We start from the raw sequence: 15,557 nt of genomic DNA, 5'->3' as shown, positions 1-15,557 counted from the left end.
TCAGCCCTCGTACTTCTCCTGCACCATCCGGTTCAGCAGCCGCACACCGTAGCCGGTGGCGCCTTCCGGGATGGTCGGCACGGTGGACGGCTTCTTCCAGGCGGTCGACGCGATATCCAGGTGCGCCCAGGGGACGTCGTTCACGAAGCGCTTGATGAACAGGGCCGCCGTGATCGAGCCGCCAGGCCGGCCGCCGGTGTTCTTCATGTCGGCGATCACGCTGTCGATATTCTTGTCGTACTGCGCAGGCAGGGGCATGCGCCAGAGCGGCTCGCCCTCGGTCTCCGAGGCCGCCAGCAGGTTGGCCGCAAGCTCGTCGTTGTTGGAGAACAGGCCGGCGTATTCGTTGCCGAGGCTGATGATGATCGCGCCGGTCAGGGTGGCCAGATCGACCATGAACTTCGGCTTGAAGCGGTCCTGGCAGTACCAGACGGCGTCGGCCAGCACGAGGCGGCCCTCGGCGTCGGTGTTGATCACCTCGATGGTCTGGCCCGACATGGACGTGAGCACGTCGCCGGGCCGGTAGGCGTTGCCGTCGGGCATGTTCTCCACCAGGCCCAGGATGCCCACCGCATTCACCTTGGCCTTGCGGCCGGCCAGCACGTGCATCAGGCCGGCGACGGCGCCCGCGCCGCCCATGTCCCACTTCATGTCCTCCATGCCGTCGGCGGGCTTGATGGAGATGCCGCCGGTGTCGAAGCACACGCCCTTCCCGATGAAGGCCACCGGCTGGGCGTTCTTGTCGTCCGCCCCGTTCCAGCGGATCACCACCAGCTGGCTCTCGCGGATGGAGCCCTGCCCGACGCCCAGCAGGCTGCCCATGCCGAGCTTCATCATCTCCGGCTCGCCCAGGATCTCGACCTCGAGGCCGAGGCGCTCCAGCTCCTTCACGCGGCGGGCGAACTCGGCGGGATACAGCACGTTGGCGGGCTCGGAGACGAGGTCCCGGGTGAAGGCCACCGCGTCGGCCAGCGCCGCCAGGGGCGCGAAGGCGGTCAGAGCGGCGTCAGTCTGGCCGACGATCTGGGCCTTGGTCACCGACGGCTTCTTGTCCGCCGTTTCCTTCGTCCGGTACTTGTCGAACCGGTAGCTGGCGAGGCGTACGCCCAAGGCGGCGCGGGCCGCCAGATCGGCGTCCGCGTTGGGCAGCTCTACGCGAAGGGTCGTGAGGCCGGAGGTCTTCACAGCCGCATAGGCGGCCGCGGCCGCATGCTCGGCGGCCAGCGCGTCGAAAGCTTCGGCCTTGCCGGCGCCGACGAGCACCAGCCGCTCGGCGCCGCCGTCCGGCGCCAGCACGTCCAGCGTCTGCCCCTTGGCTCCGGTGAAGCGGCTGGCGGAGACGGCGCGGGCGAGCGCGCCCTCCTGCGCCTGGCCCTCGAACACCACGCGAGCCACCGCGGTCTTCGGGGCAAGGGGGGCGTCGGCCGCGACGAACTCGATCTCCATCGATACTGCCTTCTCGTCTCTGTCGGTCGGGGGTTGGGCGCCGGGCTACGCCATCGACGGTTGTCCGGCAAGGCGACGCATGGTTTAGAACAGCTCCGCGGCCGGGGCGCGGCAGAATTCCCGGGTGAGCCGTATTTCTTGCCGATGCGCCTGATCGACCGTTACCTGCTGCGCCAGCTCCTCGGGCCGACCCTGCTGGCCACCGCCGCCCTGGCCGGCGTGGCGCTGCTGTCGCAGACCCTGTCGACGCTCGACTACATCGTCACCGAGCGGCAGAGCGCGCTCGTCTTCCTGAAGATCACGCTGCTGGCCATGCCCCAGCTGGTCAACATGATCATGCCCGTGGCCCTGTTTGTGGCGGCCCTGGTGGCGCTCAATCGGCTGCACACCGAGCAGGAGATCGTGGTCTGCTTCGCCGGCGGGATGAGCCGCTGGCGGGTGATCTCGCCGGCCCTGCGGCTGGCCTGCACCATCGCCTTCCTGGCCCTGGTGCTGAACCTGTTCATCCAGCCGGCGGCGGCCCGCGCCATGCGGGACGAGCTCTTCAAGGTGCGGACCGACCTGGCCGCAGCCCTGGTGCGCGAGGGCGAGTTCACCGAGCCGGTGCCCGGCCTCACCGTCTACGCCCAGACCGTCGACGGCAAAGGCAACATGCGCAACCTCTTCATCCACCAGATGAAGCCGGACGGCTCGGCGACGACCTACACGGCCACCGAGGGCCGGGTGGCCAAGCAGCAGGGCCGGCCCGTGCTGATCATGCGCAAGGGCTCGAACCAGGAGTTCTCCGAGCGCGGCGTGCTCAACTACCTGTCCTTCGACGAGTACACCTTCGACCTCGGGCCGCTGGTGAACTCCGAGGAGCTGGTCCACTACAAGCCGTCGGACCGCTACCTGCACGAACTGTTCTTCCCGGACATGACGCAGATCTGGGAACAGCGCAGCCACGACGAACTGCTGGCCGAGGGCCACGCGCGGCTGACGACGCCGCTCTACAACATCGCCTTCATGGCGCTCGCGCTGTCGGCGATCATCGGCGGCGGCTTCTCCCGGCTGGGATACGGTCGGCGGATCGCCATCATGAGCGCCGTAGCCGCGTTCAGCCGCATCCTGGGCTTCGCCGTCCAGGCCGCCTCCGAAGACAGCCCCTGGGTGAACGTGCTGCAGTACGTCATCCCGCTGGCCACCATCTGGTGGGCCCTGCACAGCATCTTCCGCCAGCGGGTGAGCCGGTTCATCGACATGACGCGCCGCACGAGGCCGGTGGCGACCGCCGGAGCCGCGGCGTGATCGGGACCGGACGGCTCGAACGCTATGTGCTCTCCCGCGCCTTCGCCGGCGTCGGCGCGGCCCTGGCCGTCATCGCGTCCATCGTCTTCCTGATCCAGTTCGTGGACCTGTCGCGCGACGTGGGCGCGCCCGCCGACGTGGGGGCCAGCGACATCCTCGGCCTGACCCTGCTGCGGGCGCCCTCGGTGATCCAGGTGCTGCTTCCGTTCGTCTTCCTGGGCGGCGGGATCGGCGCCTACGTGGGCCTGAACCGCAAGAGCGAGCTGGTGGCCATGCGCGCCGCGGGCGTCTCGGCCTGGCGCTTCATCCTGCCCTTCGCGGCCGCCTCTTTCGTCGTCGGCGTCCTGGCGGTGACGGTGCTCAATCCCCTGGCTGCGGCCCTGAACGCGCGCTTCGAGGCCCAGCGCGGGCGGATGATGGAGAACTACCTGGGCGACGCGCCGAAGGAGGTCTGGCTGCGCCAGGGCGACGAGCGGACCCAGATCGTCATCCACGCCAAGACCCGCGACGTGGAGCGCGGGACGGTGCGCCTGAAGGGCGTGTCGCTGTTCATCTACCAGAAGAACCCGAAGACCGGCGCGCCGGAGTTCCGCCGCCGGCTGGAGGCCGCCGAGGCGCGCCTGATGCCCGGCCATTGGCAGCTGACCGACGTGCGCGAGGCCATGGCCGGAGAAAACTCGGTGCGCTCGGAGAGTCTCTCGATCCGCTCGCGCCTGGGGGCCGAGGGCGCGATGGAGCGCTTCGCCTCGCCTGAGGCCATCGCCTTCTGGAAGCTGCCCGGCGCCATCGAGGCCACCGAGCAGGCCGGCTTCTCGGCCGCAAGCTACGAGCTCCGCTGGCACCAGCTGCTGGCGACGCCGCTGCTGTTCGCCGCCATGGCGGTGCTGGCGGCCGCGTTCTCGCTGCGGCTCGTCCGGCTGGGGGGGCTCGCGGGCCTGGCCGGCGCGGGCGTGGCGCTGGGCTTCGTGATGTTCTTCTTCAACCAGTTCAGCGGGGCGCTGGCCCGCGCCGACTTCCTGCCGCTGTTCGCCGCCGCCTGGGCGCCACCGCTCGTGGCGCTGCTGTTTGGGCTGACGCTGCTCTGCTACACCGAAGACGGTTGAATCGCCGGCCCGCGCGGCTATGCAAGGCGACAGCCCAGGCTAAAGGCGTCCCGCGCCCTTTCAGGGGTGCGGCAAGAGGGGATCAGAAGCTTAATATGAGTTCCGCTCGGCGCTCGCCGTCAGCCGTAGCCAAGCGCGCCCTCCTCGCAGGCGTGGCGCTCACCGTCGCGTGGAGCCCCTACGCCCAGGCCCAGACGCCTGCCGCCCCCGGCGCAGCGCCGGCCGCGACCCCCGCCCGCACGCCCGATGGCCTGGAGCCCGGCGAGCTCTACATGGAGGCCGACGAGGTCGTCCGCGACGACGAGAAGCGGCTCACCACCGCCCAGGGCAACGTCGAGGTCCGCTACGAAGGGCGTACCCTGCGCGCCGACCGGCTGATCTTCCAAGAGAGCGACGTCGAGGGCCAGGGCGTGATCCGCGCCCGCGGCAACGTCACCATCATCAACGACGACGGCACCGTTCAGTACGCCGACGAGTTCGTGCTCGACGAGGACATGCGCGCGGGCGTGGCGCTCGGTTTCTCCACGCGCCTGCAGCAGAACGTGAAGCTGGCCGGAGCCAGCGCCGTGCGCCGCAACGAGAACATCCAGGAGCTGAACCGGGCGATCTACACGCCGTGCGACATCTGCGCGGCGGACGGCAAGCCGAAGACCCCGACCTGGTCGATCGCGGCCGACCGGGTGGTGCAGGATAAGACCCGGCGGATCGTCTACTACCGCAACGCCCGGATGCGGATCTTCGGCGTCCCGCTGCTGTACCTGCCCGTCTTCTGGCACGCCGATCCGGAGTCGCCGCGCGCCTCCGGCTTCCTGGCCCCCAAGATCGGCGCCTCGGACCGCCGGGGCCTGTCCTACGAGCAGCCCTACTACTGGGCGATCTCGCCCTACTCCGACGTGATCTTGAGCCCGCAGCTCAACACCAAGGTCAATCCGTTCCTCAACGTGCAGGGGCGCAAGCGCTTCTACTCCGGCGACATCGAGGTGCGCGCCGGCTACACCTACGAGCAGGACTTCGACGGGCGCGGGCAGAAGTTCGGCGAGGAGACCCACCGCAGCTACCTGCTGGCCTCCGGCGCCTTCCGGCCGGCCGACAAGTGGCGCTGGGGCTTCACCGCAGAGCGGGCTTCCGACGACCTGATCTTCGACAAGTACGAAGTCGGCGACGTCTACCAGAGCCGCGGCCCCTACATCGCCGACGACCGCCGCTTGATCAGCCAGCTCTACACGGTGCGCCAGGACCGGCGGTCGTACTTCTCGACGGCCGCCATGAGCATCCAGAGCCTGCGGCCGTTCGACGTCGATCGGACCTTCCCGCTGATCGCCCCGCTGGTCGAGAGCCACTTCGAGGCCGGCCAGGTGGCGGGCGGGCGGCTGCGCTTCCATGCCAGCGCGGTGGCGCTCACGCGCGACCAGTCCCCGCTCAATCCGGCCCTGCGCCTGCCGGGCCTCGACAGCCGCCGGGTGACGGGCGAGGCCGACTGGCGCCGGACCTTCACCTCCCGCGGCGGCCTGCGGCTGGAGCCGTTCGTCAACGTGCGGCTGGACGGCTACAGCATCAACGACATCACCAATGGCGTCGCCGCCCAGACGCGCAGCGAGACCACCTCCCGCGCCCTCGCCGTCGCCGGCGCCTTCCTGACCTATCCGGTGCACCGCCGCTGGCGCGACGCCTCGGTGGTGCTCGAGCCCATCGTCCAGGTCGCCGTCTCTCCCGACGCCAAGCAGATCGTGCTCGGCACGGACCCGACGGGACAGCCCATCTACCTCAACGAGGATTCGGCCACCTTCGAGTTCGACGAGACCACCCTGTTCCGGGCAAACAAGTTCCCGGGCTACGACCTCTACGAGGACGGCGCGCGGCTCAACGTCGCCGGCCGCGCCTCGATCCTGTGGGACGACGGCCGCCGGGGCAGCTTCCTCGTGGGCCGCAGCTTCCGCGCCGAGGAGAACGACGTCTTCTCGCTGCGCTCGGGCCTGCGGCAGACCGCGTCGGACTGGGTCGTCGCCGCCGACGTGCAGCCGATCCGGGGCCTGAGCCTGTTCACCCGCGCGCGGCTGGATTCCGACAACCTCGACGTCCATCGGCTCGAGGCCGGGGCCAACGTCGCCACCCGCCGCGCCTCCGGCTTCGTCCGCTATCTGACCGACGACTTCGCCGTCGACCTGACCAACCCGTTCCAGCCCACCAACCTCAGGCGCGAGAACCTCGACGTCGGGGGGGAAGTGGCGATCGGTCGCAACTGGGGCGTCTCGGCCTACGGTAACCGCGACATCACCCAGGAAGCCTGGGTCATCCGCGACCTCGGCGTCTTCTACCGAGACGAATGCCTGCGGCTGGACGTGATCTACCGCAAGGAAGACACCGTCATCGGCCGCCTGGGTCCGCGGGAGTCGATCACCTTCCGCCTAACGCTCGCCACATTGGCCGGACCTCTGTATGGCAATTGAGAGAATTGCGGGCCAAGGGTCCCATCGGGACCGGCCCCACCAAGGAATGACCTCGTTCATGAAGCACCTGCGTTACGTCCCGGGCCTCGTGGCGCGCGGCGCGGCTTTGGCCGCAGCCCTCGCCGCCGCAGGCCTGCCGCTCGTCGCGGCCGCCCAGGACCTGCGCGGCCCCCTGGGGGCCGCGCCGGCGGCGCCGGCCGCACCGGCCGGGCCGCGGAACATGTCGGAATCGGTGGCCGCCGTGGTCAACGACGAGATCATCTCGACCTACGACCTCGCCCAGCGGATGCGGCTGCTGATCGCCACCTCCGGAGTGCAGCCCACCCAGGAGAATCTGCCCCAGTTCCAGCGCGAGGCGCTGATCTCCCTGATCGACGAGCGCCTGCAGCTGCAGGAGCTCCGCCGGGTGGAGAAGGAGCGGAAGATCAACATCGTCGCCGACGAGGAGGACGTCGACCGCCAACTGGGTGAGCTCGCCCAGCAGAGCAACCTGCGGCCCGAGGCCTTTGTCACCGCGCTGCGCGGCCAGGGGATCAACCCAGACACGCTGCGCGAGCAGATCCGCGCAGAGATCAGCTGGCGCCGCTGGATCCAGGGCTACTACGGCAGCCGCCTGCGCATCGGGGAGGATCAGGTGACCCTCGTGCAGCAGCGCCTGGCCGCGGCGGCGTCTAAGCCGCAGTACCAGGTCTCCGAAGTGTTCATCGACGCCAACCGGGTCGGCGGCATGCAGGCTGCGACGGCCGGCGCACAGCAGCTGGTGCAGCAACTGCAGCAGGGCGCCCCCTTCCCGGCCGTGGCGCGGCAGTTCTCCGCCGCCGCGACCGCCGCCACCGGTGGCGACGCCGGCTGGGTCAGCCCCGGCGAGATGCCCCCCGAGGTGGACGCCGCGCTCGAGCAGCTGCGCCCTGGCCAGCTCTCCGCCCCCATTCCCGTGCGCGACGGCGTCTACATCGTCTACCTGCGCGACAAGCGCGGCGGCGCCGGCGGCACCCTGGTGAACCTGAAGCAGGCCGCCGTGGCCCTGCCGCAGGGCGCCACCCCCGGCGACGAGGCGGCAGCCCGCGTGAAGCTCGAGGCCATCCGCACCCAGGCCACCGGCTGCAACGACCTGGAGGCCGTGGCCGGCCGCGCCCAGGGCGTGGTGGCGGGCGACCTTGGCGAGGCGGAGGTCAGCGACCTGATCCCGGCCTTCCAGGAAGCCGCCAACCAGCTGCAGGTGGGCCAGATTTCGCAGCCGGTCCGCAGCCCGGCCGGGCTGCACGTCCTGGCGGTCTGCGGCAAGCGGGCCGCCGGCGCGGCCCAGCTCGATCGGGAGCAGATCGAGAACCGGCTCTACGGCCAGCAGCTCAGCATGATCGCCCGGCGCGCCATGCGCGACCTGCGCAACTCGGCCACCATCGAGACCCGGTGAGGACCGGCCCGCTCGCCCTGACCCTCGGCGATCCCGCCGGCATCGGCCCCGAGATCGTCGTCAAGGCGTGGAGCGAGCTGCGGGCCTCCGGTCCGGCGTTCCTCGTGGTCGGCGACTGCCAGGCTCTAACGTCGGCCGCTACCGGAGCCGCAACGGAGATCGTGCGGATCACCTCACCGGAAGAGGCCAACCGCCTTTTCCCCGAGGCCCTGCCCGTCCTCGACCTGCCGCTACGCGCGCCGGTGGTCGCGGGGCAGCCATCGTCGCAGGCCGCCCCGTCGATCATCCAGTGGATCGAGACCGCCGTCGGCCTGGCGCTGCGCGGTGACGTCTCCGGCGTCGTGACGGCGCCGATCTCCAAGGCCCCGCTATACGAGGCGGGATTCAGGTTCCCCGGCCACACCGAGTTCCTGGGCGAGCTCACCCGCGCGGCAGCCTTCCAGGGCGCGCGCGGTCCGGTGATGATGCTGGCGGCGAAGGACCTGCGGGTCACGCTGGTGACGGTGCACGAGCCGCTCGCCAAGGTCCCCGGCGCGCTCAGCGTCGAGAAGATCGTGGCCGTGGCCCAGGTCACGGCGGAGGCGCTGCGGCGCGACTTCGGCATCCGCCATCCGAGATTGGCGGTGGCCGGTCTCAACCCGCACGCGGGCGAGAGCGGCGCCATCGGCCGCGAAGAGGTGGAGATCGTGGCGCCGGCGATTGCGCGCCTGCGCGATCTGGGGATCGACGCCGCCGGCCCCTACCCTGCCGACACCATGTTCCCCGACGCCATGCGCGCGCTCTACGACGCGGCGGTGTGCCTCTACCACGACCAGGCCCTGATCCCGGTGAAGATGCTGGACTTCTGGGGCGGGGTGAACGTCACGCTGGGCCTGCCCATCGTGCGGACCTCGCCGGACCACGGCACCGCCTACGACATCGCCGGGCGCGGCGTGGCCCGGCCGGACAGCCTGGTGGCCGCCATCCGCCTGGCCGACGAGATCGCGCAGCGCCGCGCCGCCTGATGGCCGGGCTCGACGACCTGCCGCCCCTGCGCGACGCGCTCGCCGCCCACGGGCTGGCCGCGAAGAAGTCGTTCGGCCAGCACTTCCTCCTCGACCTCAACATCACCCGCAAGATCGCCCGCCTGGCGCAGCTGCCCGAGGGCGCGCGGGTGGTCGAGGTGGGGCCTGGTCCGGGAGGCCTCACACGCGCACTGCTGGAGACCGGCGCCCGCGTGACAGCAGTGGAGAAGGACGAACGATTCCGGCCGCTGCTGGAGCAAGTGGTCGCGGCGTCAGGCGCCCTCACGCTGGTGCTGGCCGATGCGCTCGCGGTGGACGAGGCGGAGCTCACCGGAGGCGAGGCCGGTCACGTGGTGTCGAACCTGCCCTACAACGTCGGCACGCCGCTGCTGATCAAGTGGCTGACGGGACCGTGGACCCCGGCCTCCATGACCTTGATGTTCCAGAAGGAGGTCGCCCGCCGGATCGTGGCGGCGCCGGGCGACAGCGACTACGGCCGGCTGGCCGTCGTCGCCCAGGCGACCAGCGACGCGGAGATCGTGATGGACGTCCCGGCGCGGGCATTCACCCCGCCGCCGAAGGTCGACTCCGCCGTGGTCCGGCTCACGCCCCGTCTCGATCGCCCTGAGCCCAAGCGCCTGGAGGCTCTGCAGACCCTCACGGCCGCCGCCTTCGGCCAACGGCGCAAGATGCTTCGGGCCAGCCTGAAGGGGGTCGGCGGCGATCTGCTGCTCGAGGGGGCGGGCCTCGATCCGCAGGCCCGCGCCGAGACCATCGACGTGGCGGGGTTCCTAAGGCTGGCCGACGCCTGGCTGGCGCGCGGCTAGTCCTCTTCGGGCGGCGGCCGCTGCCGGCCCGGAGGGTTCCAGGCCGGCGGGTCGCTGGCCGGGAAGGACTCCAGGTCGGCCTGCTCGACCGGGTCCAGAGGTTTCGTCTCCCGAGGCTCGCTCATGGCGCGGAGCCTACGCCGTTGCCGAAGCGCGCTCCAGGCGCTCCTATGCGCCCTTCGCTGCTGAAGGAGCCCGGATGCTGACCCTGTTGGGCGTGGCCGTCGTCGTCCTGGGCTTCGCCGCCCGGTTCAATCCGCTCCTGGTCGTGGTGGTCGCCGCCCTGGTCACCGGACTCACGGCAGGGCTGTCGCCGGTGGAGGTCCTCTCGGCCTTCGGCAAGGCCTTCAACGAGAACCGCTACGTCAGCGCCGCCCTCCTGGTCCTGCCGCTGGTGGGCGTGGTCGAGCGCGCCGGGCTGCAGGAGCGGGCGCGCATGCTGATCGCCCGCTTCAAAGGCGTCTCGGTTGGCCCATTCCTGATCGGCTACCTGGCCTTCCGCCAGATCACCTCGGCGCTGGGGCTGACCTCCATCGCCGGCCAGGCGCAGAGCATCCGCCCCATCGTCGCCCCCATGGCCGAGGGCGCCGTGGAGGCGCGCACCGGTGAGCTCGACGCCGGCGCCCGTCAGTCGGTCCGCGCCCAGGCCGCAGCCACCGACAACATCGGCCTGTTCTTCGGCGAGGACATCTTCATCGCCATCGGGTCGATCCTGCTGATGGTGGGCTTCCTGGCCGCGTCCGGTATCACGCTCGATCCTATCCAGCTGTCGCTGTGGGCCATCCCCACCGCGATCGTGGCCTTCCTGATCCATGGCGGCCGGCTCCTCCTCTTCGACCGCAGGCTGCGGCGGAGAGGCCAGCCGTGATCAAGCTGGGCGCGGTCTACCTGCTCGCAGGGCTGGTCTTCGGGTCCTTCGCGCTTTTCAGCGCGCTGGACCGCAACAATCCAAGGCGCTTCGGGAACGCCGCCTTCTGGGGGCTGGTGGCGACGAGCTTCCTGGCCGGCGACCTCATGGGCGACCTGGGCAACGGCGTGCTGGTGGTGGGCCTGGCGGTCATCGCCGGCTTCGGCTGGCTGGGCCGGGGGCAGCCTGCCACGACCTCGCCGGAGGAACGCCGCGCACTCGCCGAGCGGTTCGGGGAGCGGCTGTTCATCCCCGCCCTCACCCTGCCCCTGGTGGTGATCTTCGGCGTGCTGGTGCTGAAGCCGCTGCAGGTCGGCGGCGCGCCGCTGATGGATCCGAAGCAGGCGACCCTGATCTCCCTGGCCCTGGCGGCTATCGTCGGGGTCGTCGTGGGGCTGGTCCTGCTTCGCCAGCCGCTGCTGAGCCCGCTGCAGGAGGGCCGGCGGCTGATGGACACCGTCGGCTGGGCCGCCCTGCTGCCGCAGATGCTGGCGGCGCTCGGCGCGGTCTTCGCGCTGGCCGGCGTCGGAAAGGTGATCGGGGACCTGGTCACGGCCTACATCCCGATGGATACGAGGCTGGCCGCCACGGCCGTCTACTGCCTCGGGATGGCCGGCTTCACCATGATCATGGGCAACGCCTTCGCGGCGTTCCCGGTGCTCACCGCCGGCGTCGGCCTGCCAATTCTGATCCAGCGGTTCGGCGGCGATCCGGCGGTGGTCTGCTCGATCGGGATGCTGTCGGGGTTCTGCGGCACGCTGATGACGCCGCTGGCGGCCAACTTCAACCTGGTGCCGCCAGCGCTCCTGGAGCTTCCCGACCGCTATTCGGTGATCAAGGCGCAGATCCCGACGGCCCTGCCGCTGCTCCTGGCCAACATAGGTCTGATGTATGTCCTCGCCTTCTGAGCGCCTGAACGCCGAGCAGGCCTCGCTCTTCGCCAGGCTTGCGCTGGGGCATGTTGCGCGCGAGTACCCTAACAAGCTCGACCACGTGATCGACGGCCCGGAGGACGTGAAGGGGCCGCGGGAGCTGCATCCGATCTTCTTCGGCAGCTTCGACTGGCACTCCTGCGTTCACGGGTACTGGACCCTCGCCACCGTGCTGCGGCGCTTCCCCGACATCCCCGAGGCGCCCGCCATCCGCGCGCTGTTCGACGAAGCCTTCACCTCCGACAAGGTCGGTGCGGAAACGGCGTACCTCGCGCGGCCCTCGGCCAGGGGCTTCGAGCGGCCCTACGGCTGGGGCTGGCTGCTGAAGCTGCAGGCGGAGCTCCTGGGGCACGATGCGCCATGGGCCGCGACGCACCAGCCGCTCGCCAACGCCTTCGCCGAGCGGTTCCTCGACTTCCTGCCGCTGGCCGCCTACCCAATCCGCACGGGCGTTCACTCCTCCACCGCCTTTGCCCTGGCGCTGGCCAGCGACTACGCCCGGGCGGCGCGGGACGAGCCACTCCTCGCGCTGTTCACGGAGACTGCACGGGGCTGGTACCTCGCCGACGCGGACGCCCAGGCCTGGGAGCCGTCGGGCGACGACTTCCTCTCGCCCACCCTGGTGACCGCGGAGTGCCTGCGCCGGGTCCTGCCGGCGGACGAGTTCGGCGTCTGGCTCGCGGACTACCTGCCGCACATTGCCCATCGTCGGCCCGCCAGCCTGTTCATCCCCGCCGTGGTCAGCGACCGGACAGACGGAAAGATCGCGCACCTGGACGGGCTGAACCTCTCGCGGGCCTGGTGCTGGCGTGAGCTTGCCGCCGTCCTTTCGCCTGGCGAGGCCCGCCACGCGGCCGCCGAGGCCGCCGCCCGTCACTTGGCCGCCAGCCTGCCGCACGTGGCCGGTGACTACATGGGCGAGCATTGGTTGGCATCGTTCGCGCTACTCGCACTGACCGCGGCAGAATAATCGCAAGACTAGGCCGTAAAGACGTCACAATTCAGCCTGGAACGGCGCGACCGCTCAACATCCGGTGAGCTTCCCCTCGAAGCGGGGCTATTCATTTTCGGTTCATGGAACCTCTTGTGGGGCCTCGCGCTTTTGGCGGCCGAGACACTAGAGGAGATGAAACCATGCGCAGGCACGCCCTTGCACTGACCGCCGCCGCCGCGGCGCTTGCCACCGCCACCCCCCAGACCGCAGCCGCCCAAGGCATGGGCCTGGGCCAGATCTTCTCGTGCCAGGGGCCGAACGGCACCACCGGCACGGTGGCCGGCGCCGTCATCGGCGGCCTGCTCGGCAGCCAGGTCTCCAAGAACGAACGCACTCTGGGCGCCGCGGCCGGCGCCGCCCTGGGCGCTTGGGCCGGCAACCAGATGGCCTGCCGGATGAACTCCTCGAGCCGGGCCACGGCCGAGGACGCTTTCGAGCGGACCCTGAACACTGGGCGGGCCCAGAGCTGGCACGATCCGCGCACTGGCGCGACCGGCCGGGTTGAGGTCGTCTCCAACGGCTATGACAGCGCCTACGCCGCCCCATACGCCGGCCAGTACTCGCGCAATGTCTCGTCGACAGACCTGCGCTACGCCCGCGGCATCCAGCGGATCCGCTCCGGCTTCCAGGCAGCCGCGCCGGTCTACATCGCGCCCGGCCGCGTGAACGTGCGCGCCGCGCCCTCGAGCGACGCGCCGGTCGTGAACCGCCTGCGCGCCGGGACCGAAATCCACGTGGCCGGCATGGTCAACGGCGGCTGGCTTGCCGTCGAGCAGGACGGCTGGGTGCAGGGCTACGTGGCCGCCGCCGCGGTTCGTCCGGCTCGGACCATGAACTACGTGCGCAACACCGACAGCCCGTACTCGTGCCGGGTCGTCCAGCAGACGATCAGCATGCGCGGCTATCAGACCGAGGTGCAGCGCTTCAACGCCTGCCGCGACCAGGCCGGTCAGTGGCGCGTGAACCCGATCTGATCGGGACCGAAGGAAGAGTGAGACGTGAAGGGCCGCGGGCGACCGCGGCCCTTTTCGTTAGGCGGCGTGCCGGCTCAGGACGTCCAGTGCCGGCCGCGTGAGCTCCCAGCGGCTCGCATACTCCGTGCTTCCGCTCGGCTGGCCTTCCCAGCCGAGGAAGCTCAGCCAGCCCCGCTCCCCGAGCGCAAAGCAACGCCGCTCGCGGTCGAAGCCCAACTGCATCCGCGATCCGTCGCGGTAGAGCACATTGACCAGTTGGCCAGCCGGCAGGGCCTGCATCAGAAGCGCCCGGCTGACCGGCGAGAGGTTGTCGACGTCCATAGTCGCTCTCCTCGAGATGCGACCCTGATGGCGCCATGAGTCCGCCCCCCTTGCAAAGGGATCGGTGGACGGGGGTGTGGACGATTCGGCCGCGCCTGGGGAGAAGGGGCGCGGGACGGTGCATGGCGTCGCCCCGGACCTGGCCGGTCAGCCCTTCGCGGCGCGTTTCGTGTCCGACGGATCCGAGCGCAGGACCACGCGGCTGCCCTGGCTGAGTTCGGCCGCGCCTGCGGGCAGCGGCAGGGACTTGAACTTCGCCTTCGCCGCGGCGTCGTCCACGCAGTTGATCGTCGCGCCGACCACCAGACGACCCTCGTCGTCCAGGACGCGCACTGTGTAGGCTGGCATTCCGTCGCCCTCTCCGACTTCGGAGCCTAGCGGGGAGCGAAGTGAGTCTCTGTCTGGGTGCCGACAGAACTCGGGGCCGAAGCGCTATTTCTTCTCGAGCAGAACCTGGCCTTCCTTCTGCAGGCGGCCCTTCAGCTTGCCGGCGATCATCGCCAGCAGGTTCGGGAGCAGCACCTCCAGGCGCACCGAGGTCTCAGCGACATCGACGAAGCCGGAGACCTCCTGCCCCATGGCTTGAAGGGAGAAGCGGAGCTTGTCGCCCTCCCAGCTCTTGTCCAGCGCGCCCATGGCCCCGCCGAACTGCTGGGAGAAGCGCCCGAAGCCCTCGTCGATGCGCCGGCGGGCCTCGGCGCGGCCGAGTTCGTGGGGGATTGTGATGGTGATCGGCTTGCTCATGGCCTTCTAACGGTTCGGCTCCGCAGCTAGGTTCCTTCGCCCACAGCACAGCCGGAGGCGCGATGAGCGAGGACCGCACCCTGTTCGGAGACGGCCGCTACCCGGATTCCGGGCCGCTGGCCGTGCTCGCCCGGATGGGATTCATCGGCGCGGGCGTGGCGATCGTCATCGCCGTCTTCATGCCGGCCGAGCTGGTTCCCGACTTCGCCCGCTCCAAGTACCTGCAGCATTTCGCGGCGTTCTACGTGGCCCAGCTGCTGGGACTGGCCGCCATGCCGCGCGCGCGCCTGCGCGGCGTCGTCAGCGGCTACATGGTGTTCGCCACCGTGCTCGAGGCCTCGCACCTGCTGTCGGGCGCGCAGCTGGAGCCGCTAATCGACAACTGGGTGGCGGACATCGGCGGCATCTGGGCCGCCGCCGCGCCGGTGGTCGTTGAACGCTTCCGCCGGCGCTTTCCCCGCTCGCGGCCTAGATGAAGGCCCAGCGGCCGCGGTGTTGCCCGCGGACGCGCAGGTTGTTCTGCACGTGGCTGACGCCGTCGATGTCGGCAATGTCCTCGATCCGGCGCTTGTCTTCCTTGCGCCGCACCGTGCCGTTCAGCGTCACCTCGCCGCCTTCGACCACGATGTCCACGTCGGAGAGATCGAGCCGGCGCTCGTCCGCCAGGCGCTCGGAGATCACCGCCCAGAGTACGCGGTCCGACGGTCCGCGGCGGCGCGCGTGGCGGTCCTCGTAGGCGGGTTCGCGGCGGTCGTACTCCTCCCGGCGGCCGCCGCTCAGGAAGTCGCCGGCGCGGTCCTTCCAGGACCGGCCGTCGCGCTCCTCGTGGCCGTGCCTGTAGCCGCCGTCGTCCATCCGCCGGGCATAATCGCGGTCGTCCTCCGAAAAGCGGCGGTAGGCGCGCCCCTCGCGGGTGTCGTAGCCATAGTCGCCGGAGTAGTCGGCCTGGCCGTAGTCGTCGCGACCGGTGCGGTCCTCTTCGGCCCGATAGCCCGCACGCCGGCTGGGGTCGTAGGCATAGTCGGTGGAGTAGTCCGCCTGTCCGAAATCGTCCCGGGTCGGGACGACGTCGCGGTCTGTGAGGCGGCGGTCATCACCGCGACGCACGTCTTCACGGTCCCGCCAGTCAAAGCGCGGCATGGCGTATCTCCTCCTTG

The 15,557-nt window shown here is 70.4% G+C and carries 17 protein-coding genes; 11 read left to right on the top strand and 6 right to left on the bottom strand.

Translation table 11 applies throughout. The features are described from left to right. On the bottom strand, nucleotides 1-1,446 hold the full coding sequence (locus tag VIL76_RS19245) for a leucyl aminopeptidase (protein WP_332046693.1): 1,446 nt from the start codon (nucleotides 1,444-1,446) through the stop codon (nucleotides 1-3). Nucleotides 1,447-1,590: 144 nt separating this feature from the next. On the opposite strand from VIL76_RS19245, the gene lptF reads away from it, so the two are divergent. The 6 genes from lptF to rsmA all read left to right on the top strand — a co-directional run bounded on the left by lptF (nucleotide 1,591) and on the right by rsmA (nucleotide 9,528). Continuing rightward, on the top strand, nucleotides 1,591-2,733 hold the full coding sequence (gene lptF / locus VIL76_RS19240; RefSeq protein ID WP_332046692.1) for an LPS export ABC transporter permease LptF: 1,143 nt from the start codon (nucleotides 1,591-1,593) through the stop codon (nucleotides 2,731-2,733). Continuing rightward, the gene (gene lptG, locus VIL76_RS19235; RefSeq protein ID WP_332046691.1) at nucleotides 2,730-3,836 is read left to right on the top strand and encodes an LPS export ABC transporter permease LptG; all 1,107 of its coding nucleotides are present in this window, start codon (nucleotides 2,730-2,732) and stop codon (nucleotides 3,834-3,836) included. Before lptF ends, lptG begins: the two co-directional genes overlap by 4 nt. 95 nt (nucleotides 3,837-3,931) lie before the next feature. Then, nucleotides 3,932-6,283, top strand: coding sequence for an LPS-assembly protein LptD (locus VIL76_RS19230; RefSeq protein ID WP_332046690.1), 2,352 nt, complete (start codon nucleotides 3,932-3,934; stop codon nucleotides 6,281-6,283). Nucleotides 6,284-6,341: 58 nt separating this feature from the next. Next, nucleotides 6,342-7,697, top strand: coding sequence for a peptidylprolyl isomerase (locus VIL76_RS19225; RefSeq protein WP_332046689.1), 1,356 nt, complete (start codon nucleotides 6,342-6,344; stop codon nucleotides 7,695-7,697). Continuing rightward, nucleotides 7,694-8,701, top strand: a complete 1,008-nt coding sequence (gene pdxA, locus VIL76_RS19220; RefSeq protein WP_332046688.1) for a 4-hydroxythreonine-4-phosphate dehydrogenase PdxA — start codon at nucleotides 7,694-7,696, stop codon at nucleotides 8,699-8,701. Before VIL76_RS19225 ends, pdxA begins: the two co-directional genes overlap by 4 nt. Beyond that, nucleotides 8,701-9,528 (top strand): 16S rRNA (adenine(1518)-N(6)/adenine(1519)-N(6))-dimethyltransferase RsmA, encoded by an 828-nt coding sequence (rsmA, locus tag VIL76_RS19215; protein WP_332046687.1) that lies wholly within the window; start codon nucleotides 8,701-8,703, stop codon nucleotides 9,526-9,528. The genes pdxA and rsmA overlap by 1 nt, the downstream gene beginning before the upstream one ends. Here rsmA and VIL76_RS19210 read toward each other — a convergent pair. After that, complete coding sequence (locus VIL76_RS19210; RefSeq protein ID WP_332046686.1) at nucleotides 9,525-9,653, bottom strand: hypothetical protein; 129 nt, start codon at nucleotides 9,651-9,653, stop codon at nucleotides 9,525-9,527. The two genes, rsmA and VIL76_RS19210, sit on opposite strands and share 4 nt — an antisense overlap. Before the next feature lie 74 nt (nucleotides 9,654-9,727). On the opposite strand from VIL76_RS19210, the gene VIL76_RS19205 reads away from it, so the two are divergent. The 4 genes from VIL76_RS19205 to VIL76_RS19190 all read left to right on the top strand — a co-directional run bounded on the left by VIL76_RS19205 (nucleotide 9,728) and on the right by VIL76_RS19190 (nucleotide 13,335). After that, entirely contained in the window at nucleotides 9,728-10,396 is a 669-nt protein-coding gene (locus VIL76_RS19205) for a DUF969 domain-containing protein (RefSeq protein ID WP_332046685.1), read from the top strand. After that, nucleotides 10,393-11,343, top strand: coding sequence for a DUF979 domain-containing protein (locus VIL76_RS19200; protein ID WP_332046684.1), 951 nt, complete (start codon nucleotides 10,393-10,395; stop codon nucleotides 11,341-11,343). Before VIL76_RS19205 ends, VIL76_RS19200 begins: the two co-directional genes overlap by 4 nt. Continuing rightward, nucleotides 11,327-12,337: a DUF2891 domain-containing protein gene (locus VIL76_RS19195; protein ID WP_332046683.1), complete on the top strand. Its 1,011-nt coding sequence runs from the start codon at nucleotides 11,327-11,329 to the stop codon at nucleotides 12,335-12,337. Before VIL76_RS19200 ends, VIL76_RS19195 begins: the two co-directional genes overlap by 17 nt. Before the next feature lie 164 nt (nucleotides 12,338-12,501). After that, the gene (locus VIL76_RS19190; RefSeq protein ID WP_332046682.1) at nucleotides 12,502-13,335 is read left to right on the top strand and encodes an SH3 domain-containing protein; all 834 of its coding nucleotides are present in this window, start codon (nucleotides 12,502-12,504) and stop codon (nucleotides 13,333-13,335) included. Between the two features lie 57 nt (nucleotides 13,336-13,392). On the opposite strand, the gene VIL76_RS19185 is transcribed toward VIL76_RS19190, so the two are convergent. From VIL76_RS19185 to VIL76_RS19175, 3 genes are all read right to left on the bottom strand, one after another. Next, nucleotides 13,393-13,656, bottom strand: coding sequence for a hypothetical protein (locus tag VIL76_RS19185; RefSeq protein WP_332046681.1), 264 nt, complete (start codon nucleotides 13,654-13,656; stop codon nucleotides 13,393-13,395). Nucleotides 13,657-13,803: 147 nt separating this feature from the next. Continuing rightward, on the bottom strand, nucleotides 13,804-14,004 hold the full coding sequence (locus VIL76_RS19180) for a hypothetical protein (RefSeq protein WP_332046680.1): 201 nt from the start codon (nucleotides 14,002-14,004) through the stop codon (nucleotides 13,804-13,806). A gap of 84 nt (nucleotides 14,005-14,088) precedes the next feature. After that, entirely contained in the window at nucleotides 14,089-14,400 is a 312-nt protein-coding gene (locus VIL76_RS19175; RefSeq protein ID WP_332046679.1) for a polyhydroxyalkanoic acid system family protein, read from the bottom strand. 62 nt (nucleotides 14,401-14,462) lie between these two features. Between VIL76_RS19175 and VIL76_RS19170 the strand changes: the two genes are divergently transcribed. Further along, nucleotides 14,463-14,876: a hypothetical protein gene (locus tag VIL76_RS19170; protein ID WP_332046678.1), complete on the top strand. Its 414-nt coding sequence runs from the start codon at nucleotides 14,463-14,465 to the stop codon at nucleotides 14,874-14,876. On the opposite strand, the gene VIL76_RS19165 is transcribed toward VIL76_RS19170, so the two are convergent. Beyond that, nucleotides 14,869-15,540, bottom strand: coding sequence for a BON domain-containing protein (locus VIL76_RS19165; protein ID WP_332046677.1), 672 nt, complete (start codon nucleotides 15,538-15,540; stop codon nucleotides 14,869-14,871). The two genes, VIL76_RS19170 and VIL76_RS19165, sit on opposite strands and share 8 nt — an antisense overlap. Nucleotides 15,541-15,557 lie beyond the last annotated feature (17 nt).

Origin of the sequence: Phenylobacterium sp., assembly GCF_036563285.1 — a bacterium.
Taxonomy (GTDB): Bacteria; Pseudomonadota; Alphaproteobacteria; order Caulobacterales; family Caulobacteraceae; genus Phenylobacterium.
This window is presented reverse-complemented; position numbering and strand designations above follow the sequence as displayed.